At 61.0% G+C, this 20,289-nt stretch carries 19 protein-coding genes; 8 read left to right on the top strand and 11 right to left on the bottom strand.

Annotation, left to right across the window (positions count from 1 at the left end; all coding sequences use genetic code 11):
- Positions 1-62 precede the first annotated feature (62 nt).
- The 3 genes from V4529_04110 to V4529_04100 form a co-directional block, all read right to left on the bottom strand.
- Positions 63-2,597: a zinc-dependent metalloprotease gene (locus V4529_04110; protein ID MES2357506.1), complete on the bottom strand. Its 2,535-nt coding sequence runs from the start codon at positions 2,595-2,597 to the stop codon at positions 63-65.
- 61 nt (positions 2,598-2,658) lie between these two features.
- A complete protein-coding gene (locus tag V4529_04105; GenBank protein ID MES2357505.1) occupies positions 2,659-3,234 on the bottom strand; it encodes a hypothetical protein in 576 nt (191 codons plus the stop codon).
- A gap of 15 nt (positions 3,235-3,249) precedes the next feature.
- Positions 3,250-4,149 carry an enoyl-[acyl-carrier-protein] reductase gene (locus tag V4529_04100; protein MES2357504.1) on the bottom strand — a complete coding sequence of 300 codons (900 nt, stop codon included), beginning with the start codon at positions 4,147-4,149 and terminating at the stop codon, positions 3,250-3,252.
- A gap of 25 nt (positions 4,150-4,174) precedes the next feature.
- On the opposite strand from V4529_04100, the gene V4529_04095 reads away from it, so the two are divergent.
- The 7 genes from V4529_04095 to V4529_04065 all read left to right on the top strand — a co-directional run bounded on the left by V4529_04095 (position 4,175) and on the right by V4529_04065 (position 8,424).
- Positions 4,175-4,711 (top strand): 2'-5' RNA ligase family protein, encoded by a 537-nt coding sequence (locus V4529_04095; protein ID MES2357503.1) that lies wholly within the window; start codon positions 4,175-4,177, stop codon positions 4,709-4,711.
- Between the two features lie 62 nt (positions 4,712-4,773).
- Positions 4,774-5,097, top strand: a complete 324-nt coding sequence (locus V4529_04090) for a hypothetical protein (GenBank protein ID MES2357502.1) — start codon at positions 4,774-4,776, stop codon at positions 5,095-5,097.
- A 15-nt stretch (positions 5,098-5,112) separates the two neighbouring features.
- Positions 5,113-5,484, top strand: a complete 372-nt coding sequence (locus V4529_04085; GenBank protein ID MES2357501.1) for an MmcQ/YjbR family DNA-binding protein — start codon at positions 5,113-5,115, stop codon at positions 5,482-5,484.
- Between the two features lies 1 nt (position 5,485).
- On the top strand, positions 5,486-5,980 hold the full coding sequence (locus tag V4529_04080; protein ID MES2357500.1) for a hypothetical protein: 495 nt from the start codon (positions 5,486-5,488) through the stop codon (positions 5,978-5,980).
- A complete protein-coding gene (locus tag V4529_04075) occupies positions 5,977-7,722 on the top strand; it encodes a S8 family peptidase (protein ID MES2357499.1) in 1,746 nt (581 codons plus the stop codon). The genes V4529_04080 and V4529_04075 overlap by 4 nt, the downstream gene beginning before the upstream one ends.
- A gap of 136 nt (positions 7,723-7,858) precedes the next feature.
- The gene (locus V4529_04070) at positions 7,859-8,101 is read left to right on the top strand and encodes a ribbon-helix-helix domain-containing protein (protein MES2357498.1); all 243 of its coding nucleotides are present in this window, start codon (positions 7,859-7,861) and stop codon (positions 8,099-8,101) included.
- Entirely contained in the window at positions 8,086-8,424 is a 339-nt protein-coding gene (locus V4529_04065) for a type II toxin-antitoxin system PemK/MazF family toxin (protein MES2357497.1), read from the top strand. The genes V4529_04070 and V4529_04065 overlap by 16 nt, the downstream gene beginning before the upstream one ends.
- 13 nt (positions 8,425-8,437) lie before the next feature.
- Here V4529_04065 and V4529_04060 read toward each other — a convergent pair whose 3' ends face one another.
- From V4529_04060 to V4529_04040, 5 genes are all read right to left on the bottom strand, one after another.
- Complete coding sequence (locus tag V4529_04060) at positions 8,438-8,650, bottom strand: DNA alkylation repair protein (protein MES2357496.1); 213 nt, start codon at positions 8,648-8,650, stop codon at positions 8,438-8,440.
- Between the two features lie 25 nt (positions 8,651-8,675).
- The gene (locus V4529_04055) at positions 8,676-8,960 is read right to left on the bottom strand and encodes a DNA-binding protein (protein MES2357495.1); all 285 of its coding nucleotides are present in this window, start codon (positions 8,958-8,960) and stop codon (positions 8,676-8,678) included.
- 28 nt (positions 8,961-8,988) lie between these two features.
- A complete protein-coding gene (locus V4529_04050; protein MES2357494.1) occupies positions 8,989-9,474 on the bottom strand; it encodes a type II toxin-antitoxin system VapC family toxin in 486 nt (161 codons plus the stop codon).
- Positions 9,471-9,767 carry a type II toxin-antitoxin system prevent-host-death family antitoxin gene (locus V4529_04045; protein ID MES2357493.1) on the bottom strand — a complete coding sequence of 99 codons (297 nt, stop codon included), beginning with the start codon at positions 9,765-9,767 and terminating at the stop codon, positions 9,471-9,473. Before V4529_04045 ends, V4529_04050 begins: the two co-directional genes overlap by 4 nt.
- Positions 9,768-9,917: 150 nt before the next feature.
- Complete coding sequence (locus V4529_04040) at positions 9,918-11,894, bottom strand: Xaa-Pro dipeptidyl-peptidase (protein MES2357492.1); 1,977 nt, start codon at positions 11,892-11,894, stop codon at positions 9,918-9,920.
- Between the two features lie 244 nt (positions 11,895-12,138).
- Here V4529_04040 and V4529_04035 point away from each other — a divergent pair, with 244 nt between their 5' ends.
- On the top strand, positions 12,139-13,062 hold the full coding sequence (locus V4529_04035) for a pyridoxal-phosphate dependent enzyme (protein MES2357491.1): 924 nt from the start codon (positions 12,139-12,141) through the stop codon (positions 13,060-13,062).
- Positions 13,063-13,170: 108 nt separating this feature from the next.
- Here V4529_04035 and V4529_04030 read toward each other — a convergent pair whose 3' ends face one another.
- The 3 genes from V4529_04030 to V4529_04020 form a co-directional block, all read right to left on the bottom strand.
- On the bottom strand, positions 13,171-14,766 hold the full coding sequence (locus V4529_04030; protein ID MES2357490.1) for a peptidase S10: 1,596 nt from the start codon (positions 14,764-14,766) through the stop codon (positions 13,171-13,173).
- Positions 14,767-14,960: 194 nt separating this feature from the next.
- The gene (locus V4529_04025; GenBank protein MES2357489.1) at positions 14,961-18,128 is read right to left on the bottom strand and encodes a glycosyl hydrolase; all 3,168 of its coding nucleotides are present in this window, start codon (positions 18,126-18,128) and stop codon (positions 14,961-14,963) included.
- A 49-nt stretch (positions 18,129-18,177) separates the two neighbouring features.
- Positions 18,178-20,220 (bottom strand): gamma-glutamyltransferase, encoded by a 2,043-nt coding sequence (locus V4529_04020; GenBank protein MES2357488.1) that lies wholly within the window; start codon positions 20,218-20,220, stop codon positions 18,178-18,180.
- Positions 20,221-20,289: the final 69 nt, after the last annotated feature.

The raw sequence follows: 20,289 nt of genomic DNA, 5'->3' as shown, positions 1-20,289 counted from the left end.
GTCCGGCGTCCCCGCATCACGGAAGGTTGATCATCGGCACCCATAATTCGCCGCCGATAGTATCATCGATTCGGATCCAGCGTCCTGTCGATCGCGACCTTCGCATCTTCCAGATGAGCGCGCGTCGCCGCGTCCGCCGCACGCGGTAGGGCGGCAACAATCTCCGCGCGTAGTGCAACCAGCTCCGCCCGCATCGCCGCGCGCGCGTCGGCCATCGAGGCGGGCGTGCTCGCAGGCCGCTGGTTACGTGAGTTCGGCGTAAGCACTATCGTGAATCCATCGCCATGCGATCCGTTGATCTTTGCGTCCAGTTGATCCAGATACGATCTCTGCAGGTTGCGGCGATACACGTCGATGGTGACGCTGCGATCACCAAGCTCGGTCCAGATGCCGTGCCGAATGTCGGAGAGCATCTCGGGTAGCGGGTACACGTCGCCACCGCGCGATGAGATCTCGATCATCCGCTGCATGCGCGAGTCTTCCAGCAACGTGTGAAGGATTCGCGCCTGTGCGTCGTTGATCCGCGACAGCGACCCGTTCGCCTCGATACGACTCGTCACGGCATTGTCCAGAAAGAACGTCGGCGTGTGAAAGACGTGCGCGTTCAGGAACTGGATCGCTTCAATCTGACGCGCACGCGAGACGGGAGTGTATACGGGGCCGGGCTGTGATCCGTACTTCACCCGGGCAGTCGCTCCGCCGATGATGTTTGCGACATGACCCATCTCGTCCGACCACTGTCCTACGAGCCTGCCGTAAATCTCTTCCAGATCCGAGTTGTCCTCGCCGGCTTTCTGCGTCACGCGCAGCAACATGGGCATCGTGCGCTCGATGTTCCTGAGCCCATAGCCGGTCGACTTCACCGCGTCGGCGTCACCGACCGCCTCCACTTCGTCACCAGGATCCGGGTTGTCCGCGCGTGATTCGGCGAGATGGCCGAACCTGTACCATGGAACGCTGTCCTGCATGCGCGCGATCGAATCGAGCGATGGACGCTCCTGCTCGGGAGTAGTTGCTCCGGCAATCGGAGTGTATCCCCACATTATTGCAAACTTGTCGTACGGCCCGACGCGTGGCACGAGATCGTTAACGTCGATCGAATCTTCCGGCTGCGCGACGTAATTGTACCGCGCGTAATCCATGATGCTCGGCGTATGTCCCATGCGATGGACCCAGGTGCGCGAGCGCACGGAGTCCGCCGGATACATCGAGCTCGCCTTGAAATTGTGGGCGAGGCCGAGCGTGTGACCGATCTCGTGCGCGACCACGTACTCGACCATGCGGCCCATCAACGAATCCGGCATCGGCCAGTGTTGCGCTCGTGGATCGAGCGGCGCCACCTGCGTGAAGTACCAGTCGCGGTTGAGGTTGAGAACGTTGTGGAACACGCGTATCGATCCGTTCAAAATCTCACCCGTGCGCGGATCTGCAACGTGAGGACCGACTGCATTTTCGACCGTGGAGGGAAGCCAGCGAATCACCGTGTGGCGCACGTCGTCCGGTGACCAGTCGGGATCGTCGGTCGGCGGATCCATCGGTATGATTGCGTGCGAGAAACCTGCTGCCTCGAATGCCGGCTGCCAGTCGAGGACTGCCTTCCGTATCCATGGTTTCCATCGCTCCGGTGCCGCAGGATCGATGTAGTAAACGATCGGCTTCACCGGGTCGGACACGGCAGCGCCAGGGTTCTTCTTTTCGAGACGCCACCTGTTGATGTACTCGCGCTCCACGGAACGGTATTGTTTCGTTCCATAGTCGGTACGCGTGACGCTCAGAAATCCGATGCGATCGTCAACGAGACGCGGCAGCATCGGCTCGGTCGGAAGACGCACCATGCTCCAGTGCGCGAGCACGCTTATGGCCGACCGCTCCTGCGCGGATGAAGATCCACCGCTCGGCTGTGGTATCCCGGTCTGTGTCGCCTCGATCTCGACGTTGTCGGGAAAGGCGATCGCGTTCTCGATGTACGAGCGCTTCTCATCCACCTGCCCATGAATCGCGGCGAATTCCGGAACGTCGGTGGTGTAGAGACGTGTAACGTCGATCACTGCAGCGCTGTCGGGTCCGTACGCCGCGACGTCGAATATTGCGATGATGGGTGCGTAGCTACCCGACTGCACTGCGCGATAGATCGGCAGGGACGTATCGGCCATGATCGCGAACGACGGCGATCGCAGTATCACGTGATTCCCGGAGCGCTCCCATCTGAGGGTGCGCTCGCCGAACTCGTCGCCGCCGTAAGCTCCGAATGGGTTGTTCGCGTCGACCGCGGCCGTGCGTGCGTACCGACCCACCAGCAGCATGTCGCGATTCAGCTCCTTCGCTGGAATCTCGAAGTACAACGTATCGCCAACGCGATGAGTCTTGAACAGCCCGACGCGCGTCTTTGCGTTCTTTGTAATGACCTCGGCGTACGGCTTGACCGAAACGTGTGGTCCGCCGGCTCTGCCCGAATCTGCTCCCGTCGTGTCGGTCGTCGATGCAGCCGGCGTCGGAGCAATGCTCGGCGATGGCATGCACGCGGAAAGGACGAGCGAGGCCAGGAGCCGGATCAGTGCTCGAGCGCGCGACGATCGGATACGCTTCGACTGGGTCATCCATCCCCGTTTCATGCAGATTTTGTTGCGAGACAGTCGTTGACCACAGTCGATCGGTAAATCAGTACGGCGCCACCATCCCGGTCATACTCGTCGCCGACGCACTCCATGAAGCGCCGGTAGCGTGGGCAGCTGCCTCGCCGATGCGCCGTATCACGTCGGCATCGCTTCCGTGAAGATCGACGGCCGTGATATTATCAATGAGTTCGCGCGTAACGAATGGGCTGTCGCTTGCGACGATGACCACCTGACCCTGCTGCTGGCATCGGGGATAACGTGGATTTGCGTTGCAACGTTCGATATCCTGGAGTGTCCAGTCCGAAGCGCTCTTTTGAAGCGCCGGAAGCTGGTGGAGGACGAGTGCTTGAACTCCAGCTGCAGTCTTGTCGGTTCCGCTCGGCCTGCCGGACGTACCGAGCGGTATCATGCTCTGATTGGGGAAAACCGCTACCGCCGCAAGGTACTCCGGCTGCGGCAGGTTCACGCGGACAGTCACGATTCCATCGCGGCCAAGGTTAGCGCTCTGCACACCGGGGCTCAACTTGGTGGTTGGCCCGAAGTTCGATACCATATCGGCGGACGTGGACGCGCAACCAAACACGAGCATCGCAGCAAGAACAGCAAGGGATTTTTGCATCATTCTCCCGGTTGATTAGCCAACGAGTGATTCCACCGACATCCCCATCGCGTGGTAGCCCTTGTCCACAAACAATATGGACCCTGTTATGCCGCTTGCCAGCGGTGAGCACAGGAACGCCGCCGCAGTCCCGACCTCATCAGCGGTGAGCTTCTGCGGCAGCGCCGAATTCCGCTCGCAATATTCCACCATCCGCTCGATAATGCCGATCGCGCTCGCTGCGCGCGAGGCGTATGGACCGGCCGAAATCGCGTTCACGCGGTGTCCATATCGCCGCCCGATCTCGTAGGCGAGCACCCTGGTATCGCTCTCCAGAGCCGCTTTTGCCGACGACATCCCGCCACCGTAACCCGGGATCGCGCGCTCAGAAGCCATGTAAGTTAGCGACAGAAACGAGCCACCATCGCGCATCAATGGCGACAACTTCGACGCAAGCGCTATCATCGAATACGCGCTGACACTTACGGCAGTCAGGTAGCCGGCTCGGCTCGTGTCCAGCAAAGCCTTCTTGACCTCGGGGCCATTGGCCAGCGAGTGGACGACGATGTCGAGCGGCTTGTCGCCAAAATCGGCAACGAGGCTGGTCGCCATCCCTTCTATAGAAAAGTCGCCCGTGTCCTTGTAGCGCTTGCTCTCCCGCACGTCTTCCGGCACGTCGGCGAGCGTGTCATAAGCGGCATCCAGCGGGTAGATACGCTCGAATTCCAGCATGGAGCCATCGGGCATCCTGCGAGCCTCATCCATCTTTCCGCGCTCGAGCAGGTTCAGAAAAATGTTGAGCGCAGGCGGCCAGGTCCCGACGCAAACCGTCGCGCCGGCCTCGGCAAGTCTCTTGACGATCGCGAAGCCGAAGCCGCCATCATCGGCCACGCCCGCAACGAGGGCACGCTTGCCCGTCAGGTCGATATTGAGCATTCGCATAAGATAGTATCTTCCTCGTGTGGCCACCCCGTCCGGCATCTTCATACTCGGCGAGCTGACCGGCGCTGTGGCCGACGAGATCCAGTCGGTCATCGAGCGCCACGATCCGAAGCTCGGCAGAGGACGCCGGCCGCATCTGACCCTCGCGGGCTCGTCCGGACTCGGGCCGATGGCGGCGGATACGCCGGTGGAACTGATGCGCGAGCGGCTGGAGCCAATCACCAGCACGACTCCTCCCATCGAGCTCATACTCGGCAAGCCTGAGCGCTTTCCGGCGACCCAAATAGTGGTGCTGCCGATAACACCGCGCGGCCCGATCCGTGCGCTCCACGACCGGATCGGCGCGAGCGGGCTGCACTTCGCGCGCCCGCGATTCGCCTTCTCGCCCCACGTCACGCTCAACCTTTACAAGACTCTCACGAGAGAGGCGCTCGATTCGCTGCTTGCCGTGCGCGTAACAGAACCTGTAACTCTCGACAGGTTGCGGATGTACTACACGAGCGAGCCGAACATCTCGCGATTGTTGCTGGAACTGCCGCTAACCGGGCCGACATAAGGCGCGGATGCATCCGCGCCCTACAGCGGGAATGACGATCTTCTTCCAACTCGGAGGATTCAATGCAGGTTCTGGTTCAGGTGCTCTGCTCCAAAGGCGGAAGCCTCCGCGAAGCAATCGCCAACGACAAGCGGATAGACAAGTTCGGTCTGCGTGTCACGAGCGAGAAACAGCCTGGCCGTCAACCCGGCTGGATGAAGCTTCATAGCGCCGACTCCGCGCGTGGAGCGCTCAACGTCGAATGGGATACACAATCCGCGGTGTTGAGCGCGCGCATCATAACAAAAGGATCGAAAAAGCCGAGTCCGATAGTCGGCGACTTCGTGAACTATCTGCTGGCGCGGCACGGTAGCAGAGTGCAATCCATGACAACGGCGTACCGTTGAACACCAGTGAGCTCGATGAAACGCGATCCAACTGAACGCCTGCGCGCGCTGTGCCTGTCCCTGCCCGAAGCGCATGAAGTCGAAGCCTGGGGCGAGCCGACGTTCCGCGTGCGCAACAAGATCTTCGCCATGTACGCGTCCGCCGCGACTCATCACGGTGGCGGCCGTACAAGTGTGTGGTGCAAGGCGAAGCCCGTCACGCAGGACATGATGATCAGAGCGGAGCCCAATCGGTACTACTCGCCACCTTACGTGGGACCCAAAGGGTGGGTGGGAGTGTGGCTGGATAAGTCACCGGACTGGAATGCACTGGAAGGACTTCTACTGGACGCTTACAGATTGACCGCACCCCGGAGATTGGTCGCGCTGCTGGATGATGATGCCTGAGATGGTGATTCGTCTTACGAAGCGCCGAGATGCGAGTGTCGTGCTGAGGTGCGATCGCGCTGATGGGACGGCGACATGGCAGCGCCAGAACGGGCAGCTCGCGTCGGTGTTTCCATTTCACGACATGACTCACTATGTGGTCGAGAGCGAGCTTGGCTTTCGCTCCGGGTTCTTCGGTCTGGTGGCGAACGGTTGGGATATCAGCGATACGGGAGGGAAGAGCGCGCGCGGGCCACTGCCGCCCGAAGCTGTTGTTGTCGAGCAGGTGGTTGGGCTGTTCGACGTTCAACGCGCGCTCGGCGTCGAGTGGACCGCAGATGAGATGAACGAGCACGCCCGTACGTACGTATCTGGTAGAGGCGGTCCGGATGTACGACCGCTTACGGGCGAAGAAATTGCGAGAGTGCGGGCGCGCGTTCAGCAGCTGGTTCAGCGCTGGAAGGAGATGGCGCCGGATGAAACTCTCGAGCTACCATTCAACACAGGAACAGCGTGACGCAGTTCAGGAAACAGTTCAGGAAACAGTTCAGGAAACAGTTCAGGAAACAGTTCACGAAACAGTTTGCATGGCTCACGTTTGCAGCCACGGCGTTCGCCGCCTGTGCGCCGGCGACGAGCCCTGTCGTTACGGCGCCGGCGCCGGCGCCACCACCACCCGTTGCTGCACCTCCGGTTCAGGCACCCACAGAGCAACCGGCGGTCACGACTTCAGGAGTGCGCGAGGCGCCGCGCAACTGGCAGTTGCTGGATGATTCGATCGATCACTATCCCGGCATAAGTCTCCTGCGTGCGCAGCGCGAGCTGCTCAAGGGCAGGGCTCCCAGGCAATCTGTTGTCGTCGCAGTGATAGACGGGGGAGTGGACACCGCCCACGCGGCGCTCAGGACGCGGCTCTGGACGAATCCGAAGGAAGTCGCTGGGAACGGCAAGGATGACGACCACAACGGTAACGTGGACGACGTGCATGGATGGAACTTCATCGGTGGCGCAGATGGCAAGGACGTTCAGTACGACACGTTCGTGCTCACGCGCATGTTCGTTCGTTGCGCCGGAACACCGCAGACGGTGACCGAGCGTGCGATGCCGGCGATCGATTCCACGACGTGCAGCAAGGTATCGGCAGATTACGCAAGGAAGAAGACCGAGATCAACACCACGCTGGATCAGATGCGTACGATCGAGGCCGTGATGAATCGCGCATTGCCGATTCTGAAGCAGGCGGCCGGCACGGACAGTCTCACTCCAGCGAAGGTCGAGGCACTTGTAGCGACGTCACCGCAAGTAATCGCCGCACGCGGGCTGTATCTGCGACTTGCGCAGCAGGGTGCGACGCCGGAAGCGGTAGCCGAGGCAGTGACTGAATACGGAGTGCAGTCGCAGTACGGACTGAATACGGAGTACGACCCGCGCACGATCGTCGGTGACGACGTTGCAGACGTGTCACAGCGCAATTATGGCAATAGCGATGTCACCGGGCCTGACGCAAAGCACGGAACGCACGTGGCCGGCATCATCGCAGCGATGCCGCAGGATGGTGTCGGCATGCAGGGCGTTGCGTCGGCTGCGTTGATCATGCCCGTGCGAGCCGTGCCGGATGGAGACGAGCGTGACAAGGACATCGCCAACGCAATTCGCTATGCGGTGGACAACGGCGCACGCGTGATCAACATGAGCTTCGGCAAGCCGTATTCACCGTTCAAGAGCGCGGTGGACGCTGCAGTGAAGTACGCCGACGCGCACGGAGTTCTGATGGTTCTCGCGGCCGGCAACGACGGTGCGAGCCTCGACACTGCGTCGAATTTTCCGACGCCGGAGTACACCGGTGGGGGGCGGGCCGCGAACTGGATCGAGGTCGGTGCGTCGTCCTGGCGCGGTGGCGACACGCTTGCAGTCGCGTTCTCCAACTACAGTCACACCAGGGTCGATGTATTCGCGCCGGGTGAGGACATTCTGTCGACGGTGCAGGGCGGCGGTTACGAGCGGCTGAGTGGCACCAGCATGGCAGCGCCTGTCGTGACGGGCCTGGCGGCGTTGATCATGTCGTACTATCCCAATCTCACCGCCGCACAGGTGCGACAGATCATCCTCGATTCGGCGACTCGGTACAATCGCGCTTCGTTGGTGCCGGGCGGGAAGTCGGGGGAGACGGTTCCGTTTGCGTCGTTGTCGGTGACGGGTGGCATAGTCAACGCGTACAATGCGCTGAAGCTGGCGCAGCAGAGGAGTTCGGCGCACTAGGCAGAAAACGACTACACGCGCTGAATGGTGATTTCGCTCAGCGCGTGCCGACAAGCCCTCATGCAGTCATGGTTAACAAGCCTGACATTGCGATAGGCGGAGTGGTATGATAAATTATCATACCACGAGGTATATGATGGCCAAACAGAAAGTGGCAATAACGCTCGATCGCCAGTTGCTGACGGAGATCGATGATCTCGTCGCATCTGGTACCTATCCGAATCGAAGCCAGGCGATAGAAGCTGCGCTATCTGAAACGCTAGCGCGGCGCGCCCGCACGCAGCTCATTCGCGAGTGCGCCAAGCTCGATCCTGCCGAGGAGCGCGCGCTCGCGGAGGAAGGACTCGGCGCCGAGGGGATCGAGTGGCCAGCATACTGAGGGGCGACATTCGATGGGCCGATCTGGATCCGGCGCGAGGACATGAGCAATCCGGGCAGCGGCCGGTGCTGATATTGAGTCAGGATGTGTTCAACGAACGATCAGGAACCGCCATCGTGGTGGCGCTCACCAGTCAGGAGCAGCGTGCCGGTTTTCCATTGACGCTCGAGCTTGTGGCCGCGAATCTGCCAAAGCGTTCGTGGGTGAAGATGGGCCAGGTGCGGACACTTTCAACGGAACGCATCGGCCGGCGGATTGCGCGGGCATCCGCCGGGGAGATGGTGAGAGTGGTGGAGGGCCTCAATGAGATAATTGGCGGATGAGTAATCAGTCCCTTCAAACGCTCCCAGCCAGATATGCCTTTCGCCGCTTCTCCGGGAACCGCTCGATCGCGATTCGTCGTTCCCACAAATTTTTCGAATGCGCGAGCTTCGACAACAGTCCTGAATCGTCGCCACTCGTGTGCGGACCGACGATGTATCCCGCGGATGCATCTACGAGGTCCCAGTTGTTCAGGTGAGCTGCGTCATCCGGGTGGCCGCCTTGCAAACCGCTGCGCGAACGGCACTGAGTTTCATTTGCTGCGGAACGACAGACCGTGTTTCGTCAGCTCCCTACCGATGACGCCGATCGCCTTTGGACCCACGCCGTGCAGCTTGCGAAGATCCGCCTCCGACACATGTGCGAGCTGATCGAGACGTGTATATCCGGCGCCCGCGAGCGCGCGAAGTGCTGGCTGGGACAAACCCGGCGGGAAGCCGCCCTTCACAGACGCGGCAAGCTTGTTGGCAGCATCACGCTTGGCCGGATTCGTCATCAGCTCACAGCGTTTTCTGTCGTCGTTGGCTTTGCGAGTCATTGGATTAGAAAATTCACTGCACCGTTGGTCATACCCGAACATCCACTACCGGTGTACCCGGAACTGACTGTGCATATTCGACAATCAGCCGGTCCGCCGTTACCAGAGGGATGTTGTTGATCTGCGCTGCCGCGATGAGCATGCGGTCGGCAGGGTCATTGTGGGCAGTGCCGGCTAACCGCGTGCTCAGCAGGAGGACTGCGCGATCGAGTGGAAGAAGACGGATTCCAGGTGCCCTCTCTGCGCGCTGTAGCCAGATGGCTGCGTCCATCGATAGCGTGATTCTTTGCTTCGCGGCTTTCACTGCCACTTCCCAATACGAGATGTCGGAAACGTGGAGACGCGATGCGGCACCGACTCGATCGAGCAATGCAATCACGCCTGTGCTGAGCCTGGTGGTATCACCGCTCAGGTGCCACACCCAGACGTGAGTATCGAGCAAAAGCGGACCATCATAGCCGGTAAGATCCGTGGTGCGCAATACATTGGAAGGCTTGGCGCGAGCGGACCTCACACCAAGTCACCCCACGAGTCGAAGTCTGGTGCGACGATGTCCTCCTCAGCGATGACGGTCCCGCTCATGAAGCCAAATGCACTCGGCATCGCCACTTCCGCTGCGACCAGCGTCGCCACGGGTTCTCCATACTTTGTCACGACGATCTGTAAATTCCGGTCGCGCACATCGTCGAGAAGCTGGAGACACGTGTCCTTGAACACGCCGGCCTTCACCTCCATTACCGCGCTCGATGACAATGCAGTGGAGGGTGCAGGGTACCGTCGTGGTTTCGATGCTGATTTCTTCGGCATGCGCTATTCCTCCTGATAGCCGCAACGTTACGGCTATAGCCATGATTATATGGCTATAGAGTTGTTGCGGCAAGAGCCGAGCATGCCGGGAGCACAAACAGGAACGTGGCGGCGCGCGAACCCGCGCCGCCGAGTCACATCATCGTGGATCTACTTGATCGCTCCCGCGCTCCTGAGCGCTGTGGCTCCGCCGACAATCGGTAGACTGAATGAGCTGCCGTTGAGATCGACGGTTAGCTCGGTTCCCGCTTTGGGCCACAGGGTGAACTCGGGATCGCTCGACATGATCATCACGCCGATCTGCTTGCCTGCGGGGATGAATTCATCGTCCGGCTCGATGTCGAACGTCATGTTGTAGAACTTGCCGGGAACGAGCTTCTCGCCGGGGAGCTTCGAGTCGTAGTTGCCACCGTGCGTGAGCGACCTGTAGTTCTCGGGATCCGCCCAGCCGCGCGTGATGAGCCCTTCCTGAATCGACGTGCCGATGGTGGTCGAATCGAATGGAAGCTGTACGAGCCATACTGTTAGATTCGCAGCGGGTTTACTGAAAGCAATGCGCAGCGTGATGCGCGACGTTCCGGATATGTGAACGGTGTCGGTGAGTGGCGCAGTCGCGAACAGCAATCTGTGCGGCGACTGAGCCGCCAACGCCAGCGCGCTTCCGCTGAACGATACGTCGTCGATCAGCTTCTCATTCTTCTGATTCTTCGATGGCGCGAGACCGAGACTCCCGACCGCGTTGCCGTTGCCGACCGGATGCAGCACCACCTGCACCGAGCCCGGCACCGGGAATGACGCATATGGAGTTGGAGCGGTTCGCGGTGGACGTGGACCACCGCGTCTGCCGCGCTGCACGGGGGTGCCGGCCGCAATGCGCGCTTCCTCGGCTTTCGCCTGCGCGGCCTGTGCGGCTTCCTCATGAACGATCCATACCGGCGGTGCCTTCTCGACACCGTTGTCGACGCCGTAGAGGTAGTGGCTGAACCACTGGTTCACCATGTCATCCGGCGGGTTCCCGCCGTGTCCGCCCTGATGGAAGTAAGCGGAAACGGGAAGGCCATCGGCCTTCATCTCATTGTAGATGCGCACGCTGTGCTCGGGGACGACGTTCCAGTCGTTGAATCCGTGCGCCAGCAGTACGGCAGCCTTGATGTTCTTCACGAACGGAAGAAGATCGCGCCTGGCCCAGAAGTCGTTGTAGTCGCCCGTCGCACGATCGCGTCCGCCGGCTGCTGCGAAGAGTCCGTCGCGATATGTAGCATTGCAGTACGCGCGCGTTGCCGGATCGCCGCTGTGGATGAAATCGTAAACAAAGTCGATATCCTCGCCCAGCCATCCACCCGGATGGCGGACCAGGCCGTTGGTGCGATAGTAGTGGTAGTACGACGTGTTCGGCGAAACTGGAATGACCACCTCGAGTCCCTTGACGCCAGTCGTCGCAGCAGCGAGCGGAAGTGTCCCGTTGTAGGACGTTCCGATCATGCCGACCTTGCCGGTGGACCAGCTGGCCTTCACTTCTTCGTTGCCGGTCTCGGTCGTGTAGCCCTTGGCGCGACCGTTGAGCCAATCGATCACGGCCTTGGGAGCCATGCGCTCGGGTGTATCGCCGACAGTCGGGCATCCCTGCGACAGTCCCGTGCCGGGTGCCTCGGAATGCACGACTGCAAACCCGCGCGGCACCCATTCGTTGATCAGGTCGTTGGAGATCCGCGGACGGACTGGCTTGAACGCAATCTCGGGCTGATGCTCGCGCTGGGTTGGCGTGGCGCCGACTTCCTGCTTGACGTTCCAGAGGTACTGTCTGGGACCCGACGTGCCGGCGAAGTAGGGACTGGATTCGTAGACCACGGAGACCTTGAGTCCCTCGGTGTCGGTCTGTCGCGGGCGGGTTACGTCCACGTGCATACGGTCCGGCTTGCCATCACCGTCGGTGTCGAAGCCGGTCTCGACCCAGAGCTCCTGGCGGACCCAGCTGGTGGAATCGGCAAATCCGGGGACGATCTGCGCCATGCCGTCCTTGAAGACGGGGACGGATCGGTCCTGGGCGGCAGCGGTGTGTGGAAGAATGACACCGAACGCAGCAATGGACACCAGTGCGGTGGCCCAGCGAGCGGCACCGTAAATCATGGAACTGCTATCCCGAGATTGCATCCAAGTCACCTGAGCGAGAGGACGGAAATGGAGATTGACGGACTGGTCGTCTGTCCGAAGTATTCTTCTTCAACAACGGATAAAGTATACGATTCGTTGGAATGAGTCGCGGATCGAGGGGGCTGGGCGGCTGGCCATATGGCCGCTGAGTTGGGTCAGGTTATCATTGGAACGAACCAGCCGACCCACCAACCTCCTCACTTTTCGCCATGAGTTTCGAGTGACCGACAAGCCGACGAATCTGCGCCGGACTACTCTCATCGAGGCGCCGCGGCTGAGCGAGCGGCTGGGTGCGACGGTGGTTCTCGCAAGCGAGACGTTTCAGTACACGGGCAGTTTCAAGCTCCGCGCAGCATACAACGTAGCGACGTCGGTGCCGCATCCGATGATCATTGCGGCCAGCAGCGGCAACTTCGGCCAGGCGATGGCGCTTGCGTGCAAGCTGACCGGCAAGCGGTGCATAGTCGTGATGCCGCAGAACTCCGCTCGCGTCAAGGTCGATGCAGTGATCGCATACGGAGCAACTGCAGAGCTGATCGATACGACCGTCATCACGCGTGAAGCTCGCGTCGCCGAGCTCGCCGCGCAGTATCCGGAAGCGTACATCGCGAGCGCATACAACGATCCACTGGTCATTGCAGGCAACGCAACGCTGGGACACGAGCTTGCCAGCGCGCCATACTCGTTCGATGCGGTCGTCGCTCCGATAGGCGGCGGCGGACTGTCGTCCGGCATCATTCAGGGATTACGCGAATCCGGAAGCCAGCTTCCCGTATACGGGGCCGAACCACTCGTTGCGAACGATGCAGCGCAGTCACTCCGCGCAGGACACATCGTCGTGAACGAGCACGAGCCACAGTCCCTGGCGGACGGCGCGCGCACGCGCTCACTCGGCGCACACAACTGGGCAATTCTGCAGCACGGGCTCGCCGGCATCATCGAAGTTCCTGAATCGCAGATCGCCGAGGGCGTGCGATTGCTCTTCTCGCTCGCCAATCTCAAGTCGGAGCCGACGGGCGCGTTGACCACCGGTGCGATGCTCACCGATCCGTCGCGTTTTGCAGGGAAGAGCGTCTGTCTGGTAGTCAGCGGCGGGAATGTCGATCCGGCGATCTACGGAAGAATTCTGGCTGGAGAGATCTAGCGATTACGATGTACGCGATGTGTGTACGACAGCGGGGTCGAGAATGATTGATTCTCGACCCCGCTCTTTATTCGACCGCTCTCAAACATTCATGAGCGGCTCACGCGGCTACTGTGAAACCTTCCCGCCCTTCTTAGTCGACGCGATGAAGTTCGCGATGTCAGACTTGAGCTGCTTCGCCGATGCCTGGTTGAGATATGCCATGTGGCCGCTCTCGTAGTACTTGAACTCGACGCGATCGCTGTACGTCTTGTCGAAGCCGAGGTGGTCGAAGGTGTACTCGGCGTTCGCGAATGGTGTTGCGGTGTCATAGTAGCCCGCGCCGACCATCACGTGAAGGTACGGATCCTTTGCCATCGCGGTACGCAGGTCTTCGACTGTGCTGGGGTACCCGGCGTAGCCACCGGGGCCCCAGTCCCAACGCCCGCTGTGGCCGCCCATGTAGTATTGCAGGTTGCTGGAGTAGCCGAGGTCTTCGTGCAGATAGCGCATGAAGGCGGACATGAATGCGCCGGACGGTGCTACGTCCGAGGGATCGTAATCCTGGCGCGTGCTCGAAGCGTTTCCGTTGATACCGATCATGCGGCTGTCGTAGCGTCCCAGCATCTCGCGTTGATCGCGCAGCAGCTCGGTGCGGAAGGTACCGGCGTCGATGCGAAGATTCGTGTTCAACACGAACTGCTGCGACAGGCCCGTGAGTCGCGCAACCTTCTGCGCAACTGCTGTACGCTCGGCCTGGGTCAGCTTGTTGCCCTTGGCGAGCGCGGTCATGTAATCACCGAAAGCATAGTCGCGCGACTGCTGCACGACCTGTTCCAGCGTCTGACTCTGCAGATCGGATGGCAGCTTCTTGTGATACCATGCCGTCGCGGTGTAGGTCGGGAGGAACGTCGAGTAGCCGATGTCGTTGGTCGCGGATGGCGCGATGTACTGCAAGTCGAGCACGGTGCCGAGCAGCATGATGCCGTTCAGCTCGATGCCTTCAGCCGACTGCAGGTGCGACGCGAGGCCGGCCGAGCGGAACGTGCCGTAGCTCTCACCGAAGAGATATTTGGGTGACTGCCAGCGCTTGTACTTGTCGAGGTAGTCACGGATGAACTCACCGAACATCGCGATGTCGTTCTGCGTGCCGGTGAAGTCGGTTTCCTTGACACCCTTGGCGGGGCGTGAGTAGCCGGTGTTCATTGCATCGACCTGAACGAGATCGGTGACATCGAGCGGAGAGTTGGGATTCTCGACCAGGTTGTACGGAGGTGCGGGCTGTGATCCGTTGGGGCCCATGTCGGGGTGCATCGGTGCCATGATGCCCATGTCGAGCCAGAGCGATGCAGAGCCGGGCCCGCCGTTGAAGAAGAACGTCAGCGGGCGTGTCGCCGGATCTTCCTGATCCTTTGTATAGGCGATGAAGAAGACCGAAGCCTTGGGCTTTTCGTTTTCGTCGCGCAACACCATCGTGCCGGTGTGGACCGTGTAGCTGATCGACTTGCCATTGATGCTCGTGGTGTGATGGGTCGTCGAGATCTTCTCGATCGCCGGTACACCTAGCGTGTCAGCTGCCGTGTCGGGCCTGGCACCGCGTTGGGCGCCGGGTGCAGCTGGTGCACCTGGGGGTGCTCCCGGTCGACCTCCGGGACGCTGAGCCGAGACTGTTCCTGCGACGAGTAAGGAGGCTGTGGCGCTAAGCAACAGCTGGCGCATCTGCATGACGAATTTCTCCAGGTTGTGGTCCGCACGGGTACCGGAAATCGGACGAACGACGCCAGACGGCGGGTCGGCCTATGGAGGCGACCCGCCGTCTGAGTTCATTGCATCCCATACATATCGCGCGAGGCCCTAGATTTGTTGAGATCGGGCGCTCGAACGATCGTTCTAAAGGCGAGATCCTGCCCCGTGCGCGCTCACGGGACTCGAATCTTCGGCACGATGACAATCGCCTTGCCGCCGAGCTTCGTGTTGAATGCGGTGAGGTCGGCGCCGAGCAGGGCGTCGATGCGCGATTGCACGGGCAGCCACTGCTGTTGAAGGTCGGCGAGGCGTTGCTTGTCGCCGCCCGTCACCGGCATGTACGAGCCGTCGATGTTGCCCGCCAGATACAGCCAGTCATCCACAACGCCATTCGGGAAGCCGATGATGTCCTGTCCGTTGGTGTGCTGCGGCTGCACGAGCTCGATGCTCAGTGAATCGAGCCGCGCGGCGAGGCGCTTGCCTGTGGACGACACCTCCGTGCTGTCCGGAAGATCACCAGCGTGCGCTACAATGGCTTTCACCTGATCGCGTACGTCATCGAGTCGCTTTGCATCGCGGAAGATCGCGTTGACGCGATCGGTGATGACGCGCATCGTCTGACTCTGCTCGGCGATCTGCGCGGTGGTCAGATGCACGCGCGGATCCTGCAGCACCTCGAGCGGAGCAGTGAGCGTCTTTCCATCTGCGGTAAGACGCACGGTGTACTGGCCGGGCGCAACACTCGATCCCGAGATCGATCCGAAGAACGTGAGGCCCTTCGGCGCATCCAGTTGCGCAGATTGAAGGTTCCACACCATTCGGTGCATTCCGGGTTTGCCCGAAATGACGCTGTTGACGTCGCTCGGTTTCGGCTTGCTCGTGAACGTGCGAACGGTGGCGCCGGCTGCGTCGACCAGCTCGAGCTTCACCTTTGTCGAATCGGTTCCGCTGGCGATGTCGTAATAGATAATCGCGCCGCTCGGCGGATTGGCACCGGCGTCTGGCGCGTTGGTCGATCCCCAACGCGTGAGGTGCACCGGTCGGGGATTGAAGATGCGTGATTCGTTTGCCGCGATCGATTCAGCGTGCTGCTGGAGAGGCGAGATGTCGTCCATGATCCAGAATGCGCGTCCCTCGGTGGACGCAACGAGATCGCCGTCTCGAATCTGAAGATCGGTGACCGGCACCACGGGAAGATTGGCTTGCAGGCTTTCCCATTTCTGGCCATCGTCGAAGGAGACGTATGCGCCAGTCTCCGTACCGGCGTAAAGCAGGCCGCGGCGCACGGGGTCCGCGCGCACGACGCGCACCTGATCGCCATCGCGGATGCCGTTCACGAGCTTGGTCCAGGTGCGACCGTAGTCTGTGGTCCTGTAGATCTGTGGCGACCAGTCGCTCCACTTGTAGCCGTCGTACGTCATGTACGCGGTGCCAGCCTCGAACGGCGATATCTCGATCGCATTCACGAAGCCGGGGCGAAGTCCCTTCGGCGTGACATTCGTCCAGCTGCGGCCACCATCGCGTGTGAGCTGCACCAGGCCGTCGTCGGTGCCGACCCAGATGGTATTCGTGTCGCGCGGCGATGGTGCGATGTAATAGATCGTGTTGTAAACCTCGCCGCCCGCGCCTTCATTGGTGATCGGCGCGCCGCCAGGACCCTGGTGCGCCTTTTCGTTACGCGTCAGGTCGGGGCTTATCGCGGTCCAGTTCTGGCCGCGGTCGCTCGATTTGAACAGAACGTTGCCGCCGTGATAGATGATGTTACGCGCGAGCGGCGAGGTGGCGATCGGCGCACTCCAGTTGAAGCGATACTTCTGCGTCTCCGGCGATGTCGAAAGGCCAAGCGATGGGTACTCCATGACGCTTCGCTGCTGCTGCGTGACGCGGTCGAACTCGCTGATCGCACCCTGATAACATCCTGCGTACAGATAACGCGGATCCGCTGGATCGAATGCGATGTGCGAGCTCTCGCAGCCACCTACGGGATACCAGTCTGAAGTCGTAATACCACCATGCGCTGTCGCGCTGGCGATCGCGACCGACGTATTGTCCTGCTGTGATCCGTATACCCAGTAGGGATACTGAGCGTCGGTGTTGACGCGGTAGATCTGTCCTGTCGGCTGGTTGTCCTGTGACGACCACGTCCTGCCGCCGTCGAGGGTGATTGCCGCGCCGCCGTCGTTGCCGTTGATCATGTCGTTGTGATTCAACGGATTGATCCACAGGTCGTGATTGTCACCGTGCTTTGCAGGCAGGACCTGAAACGTCTTGCCGCCATCGATGGATTTCACAATTGGTGCATTCATTATATAGACGACGTTCTCGTCCTGCGGATCCGCGGTGATGCGAGTGTAGTACCACGCGCGCGAGCGAATCAACCGCTCCGCGGACAGGTGATGCCAGCTCTCGCCCGCATCATCGGAGCGATACAGGCCGCCGGTGTCTGCGGCGGCTTCGATGATTGCGTAAACGCGATTCGGGTTCGCCGGTGACACGGCAACGCCGATACGGCCCACGATCCCGGCGGGAAGTCCATGACCGCGAAGTCGAGTCCAGGTGTCGCCACCGTCTGTGCTCTTGTAGATCGCGCTGCCGGGTCCACCGCTCCGGATCTGCCACGGCAGCCGCTGAAAGTCCCACATGGCTGCGTACAGGATGCGTGAGTTGGACGGGTCCATGCTCACGTCGATCGCCGACACACTGTCGCCGGTATGAAGGACCAGCTTCCAGCTCGCGCCACCGTTGGTCGTCTTGTAGATGCCGCGGTCGGGTCCAGGTGTCCACCGGCTGCCCTCTGCTGCAGCGATGACGAGGTCGGGGTTGTGCGGATCGATTACGATCTGCGCGATCGATCTGGTGTTTTCGAGACCGCGCGAGACCCAGGTCTTTCCTGCATCGGTCGATCTGTAGATACCATCGCCCCACGTGGACGACTGACCACGCGGTTCGCGCTCGCCCATCCCGGCGTAGATGACGTTCGGATCACTCGCGGCAACTGCAAGCGAGCCCACGGAGCCGGTGTGAAGCTTTCCGTCCGAGATGTTCTGCCATGAATTACCAGCATCGCTCGTCTTCCATATTCCGCCTCCGGTCGCACCCATGTAGTAAGTGAGCGGCTGCGTCGGGACGCCGACGACCGTTGTAACACGGCCACCGCGATACGGTCCGATGCTTCGCCAGTGCAGCCCGCCGAAATGCGCGGAGTCGAATGCGACAGCGCCCGGTGCGCGCGCGGCCGGATCCTGCGCGTTGTGAGCCTGCGCCGCGAGATGTGGTGCAGCAAAAAGGAGCAACGCAGCAGTTGCGGTTGTCGCAGCGATGGAATCGGATATAGCGCGCATGTTATTGAAGGAAAAATGGAAGTTCGAAGATCTGGAGCTGGCGCCGTCGTTACCAGGCTATCCCGTAATCCTCGCCATGATTACTCGAGCCGCCCCACATGCTGTGGTGCTGCGCGTCGAAGAAAATGGCGTTGATCGGGCCCGATGTCCGCTGCGCGAACTCGAGCTTGTAGCCCATCCGCTTGAGCGCATCCCGGGTGGAGTCGGGAAGCGACGTGGCAACCAGCATTCTCCCGGGCTCCAGCTCGTGCATGCCGAACGACGACCGCATCTGATAGCTGTTGAAATTTGGCGCTTCGGTCGCCTGCTGCACGGTCATTCCGAACTCGACGACGTTGAGAAAGAACTGCAGCAGATTCTGATCCTGCGAATCTCCACCCTGCACTGCGAACGCCAGATACGGGGCGCCATTCTTGAGCGCGAGCGTCGGTGTGAGAGTCACCCGTGGCCGCTTGCCGGGCTCGATCACGTTGAACGGTCCGTCCCTCGCGTCGGTCACAAAGCTCTGCGCGCGCTCGCTCAGACCAATTCCAGTTCGTCCCGCGATCACTGCTGGTACCCAACCGCCGCTTGGCGTCACGGATACGACCCAGCCTTCCGCATCGGATGCTTCAATGGATGTGGTGCCTGCGTAGAAGTCCTTCGCAAATGCAGAGTCCGCGCGCGTTGCGTTGTCGGGGAGAAACTCCATCGCGCCACCGGACGCATTAGCGATGCTCTCAGTCGTCGTGTCCGCTTTCGTCGGCGTCTTATCCTGCTGACCGCTCCGAGGTTGCATCTTCGCCGGTGCGAAGTCGGCTGGATTCCACTGCGCCAACAGGGCCTTGAACGGATTCGTGGCACCTTGATACGGGTACGGATCGCCCGGCTTGACGTTCGGGTTGTTCTTCGCTGGATCGATCTCGGCGAATCGCGCTTTTGCGTACGCCTTGGACATCAACCCCTTTACCGGTTCTTCAGGAGGGAAGTACGGATCGCCGTAATAGAAGTCGCGATCTGCGAATGCGAGGCTCATCGTCTGGTACAGCGTGTTGATGTACCTGGGCGAGTTGTAACCCATGCTCTTGACGTCGGTATTCTCGAGTATGTTGAGCGACTGCAACAAGGCCGGGCCCTGCTGCCAGATCGGAAGCTTGTATACCTCGATGCCTTTGTAGTTCGTGTGCAGCGGCTCTTCGATATGCACCTTCCAGTTTGCAAGATCCTGCATCGTGAAGAGTCCGCCTTCCTCGCGCACGCCACGCACCATCTCCTGTGCGATGTCGCCCTTGTAGAAGCGGTCGTACGCTGCATAGATCGCCTGCTTGCGCGTCTTGCCCTGCTTCAATGCCTGCTGCTCGGTGTCGACGAGCTTGCGCCACGTGGCGGCAAGGTCCTTCTGCCTGAAGATCTCACCGGGTTCCGGCGCCGGATGTGCCGTACCGGCATGTGGAAGCAGCACGGCGGTGGAGTACTTCCACTGCATGATGGTGTCGCGGTATTGCTCGATGGTATTGGACAATTGTGCTTCCATGGCGTAGCCGTCTGCCATCTGAATCGCGGGAGCCAGCACCTGCTTGAGCGACAGCTTTCCGTATTCGGCGAGCATGGTGAGCAATCCGCCAACTGTACCCGGCGTTACCGCGGCGAGCGGTCCGTACTCTGGCGGGAATCGATAACCTTTCGAGTGATAGTATTCCGCAGTCGCGCCGGTGGGTGCGACGCCGAGTGCATCGATGCCGATCACCTTTTTGGTGTGCGGATTGTAGATGAGCGCCTGTGTCTCACCGCCGCACGACAGCGTGTCCCACATCGTGCAACCTGCAGCGAGCATCGCGGCTGCGGCGTCGACGGCGTTACCGCCCTGGGCGAAGATCAGCGCACCAGCGGTTGCGGAGAGCGGTTTACCGGTAATTGCGAGCCAGTGGGTGGCGTGGAGCGGCGGTTTCTCGGTCTGGGAATATCGCGGATCTTCCGCCTGGCGCGGCTGCGCGGTTCTGGGTCGTGCAGCGCGTTGTGCGTGAGCCGCGAGTGGTACTAGCGCGAGCAGAGCAGCGGTCGCGAGCGAGGCGACCGTGGCTGACGTCGGGATCGAGCGGGCGAAGACTCGCATTTGCGGAATGTTGGAGTGCTGCGTGGAACGAGAGAGGGGCTCGTTCGGATAATACGGGTTGCCGGGGTG

This window comes from Gemmatimonadota bacterium (genome assembly GCA_040388625.1).
GTDB lineage: Bacteria > Gemmatimonadota > Gemmatimonadetes > Gemmatimonadales > Gemmatimonadaceae > Fen-1247.
Note: the sequence above shows the minus strand (reverse complement) of the source record. Positions and strands in the feature narration are given on the sequence as shown.

Bases quoted from the DNA above. Each gene is read 5' to 3' on its own strand.
- V4529_04025 (MES2357489.1), bottom strand. From the start codon at position 18,128: ATGCGCGCTATATCCGATTCCATCGCTGCGACAACCGCAACTGCTGCG.
- V4529_04040 (MES2357492.1), bottom strand. From the start codon at position 11,894: ATGATTTACGGTGCCGCTCGCTGGGCCACCGCACTGGTGTCCATTGCT.
- V4529_04080 (MES2357500.1), top strand. From the start codon at position 5,486: ATGGTGATTCGTCTTACGAAGCGCCGAGATGCGAGTGTCGTGCTGAGG.
- V4529_04070 (MES2357498.1), top strand. From the start codon at position 7,859: ATGGCCAAACAGAAAGTGGCAATAACGCTCGATCGCCAGTTGCTGACG.
- V4529_04100 (MES2357504.1), bottom strand. From the start codon at position 4,149: ATGCTCAATATCGACCTGACGGGCAAGCGTGCCCTCGTTGCGGGCGTG.
- V4529_04055 (MES2357495.1), bottom strand. From the start codon at position 8,960: ATGACTCGCAAAGCCAACGACGACAGAAAACGCTGTGAGCTGATGACG.
- V4529_04030 (MES2357490.1), bottom strand. From the start codon at position 14,766: ATGCAGATGCGCCAGCTGTTGCTTAGCGCCACAGCCTCCTTACTCGTC.
- V4529_04045 (MES2357493.1), bottom strand. From the start codon at position 9,767: ATGCCGAAGAAATCAGCATCGAAACCACGACGGTACCCTGCACCCTCC.
- V4529_04090 (MES2357502.1), top strand. From the start codon at position 4,774: ATGCAGGTTCTGGTTCAGGTGCTCTGCTCCAAAGGCGGAAGCCTCCGC.
- V4529_04020 (MES2357488.1), bottom strand. From the start codon at position 20,220: ATGCGAGTCTTCGCCCGCTCGATCCCGACGTCAGCCACGGTCGCCTCG.
- V4529_04105 (MES2357505.1), bottom strand. From the start codon at position 3,234: ATGCAAAAATCCCTTGCTGTTCTTGCTGCGATGCTCGTGTTTGGTTGC.
- V4529_04110 (MES2357506.1), bottom strand. From the start codon at position 2,597: ATGACCCAGTCGAAGCGTATCCGATCGTCGCGCGCTCGAGCACTGATC.
- V4529_04085 (MES2357501.1), top strand. From the start codon at position 5,113: ATGAAACGCGATCCAACTGAACGCCTGCGCGCGCTGTGCCTGTCCCTG.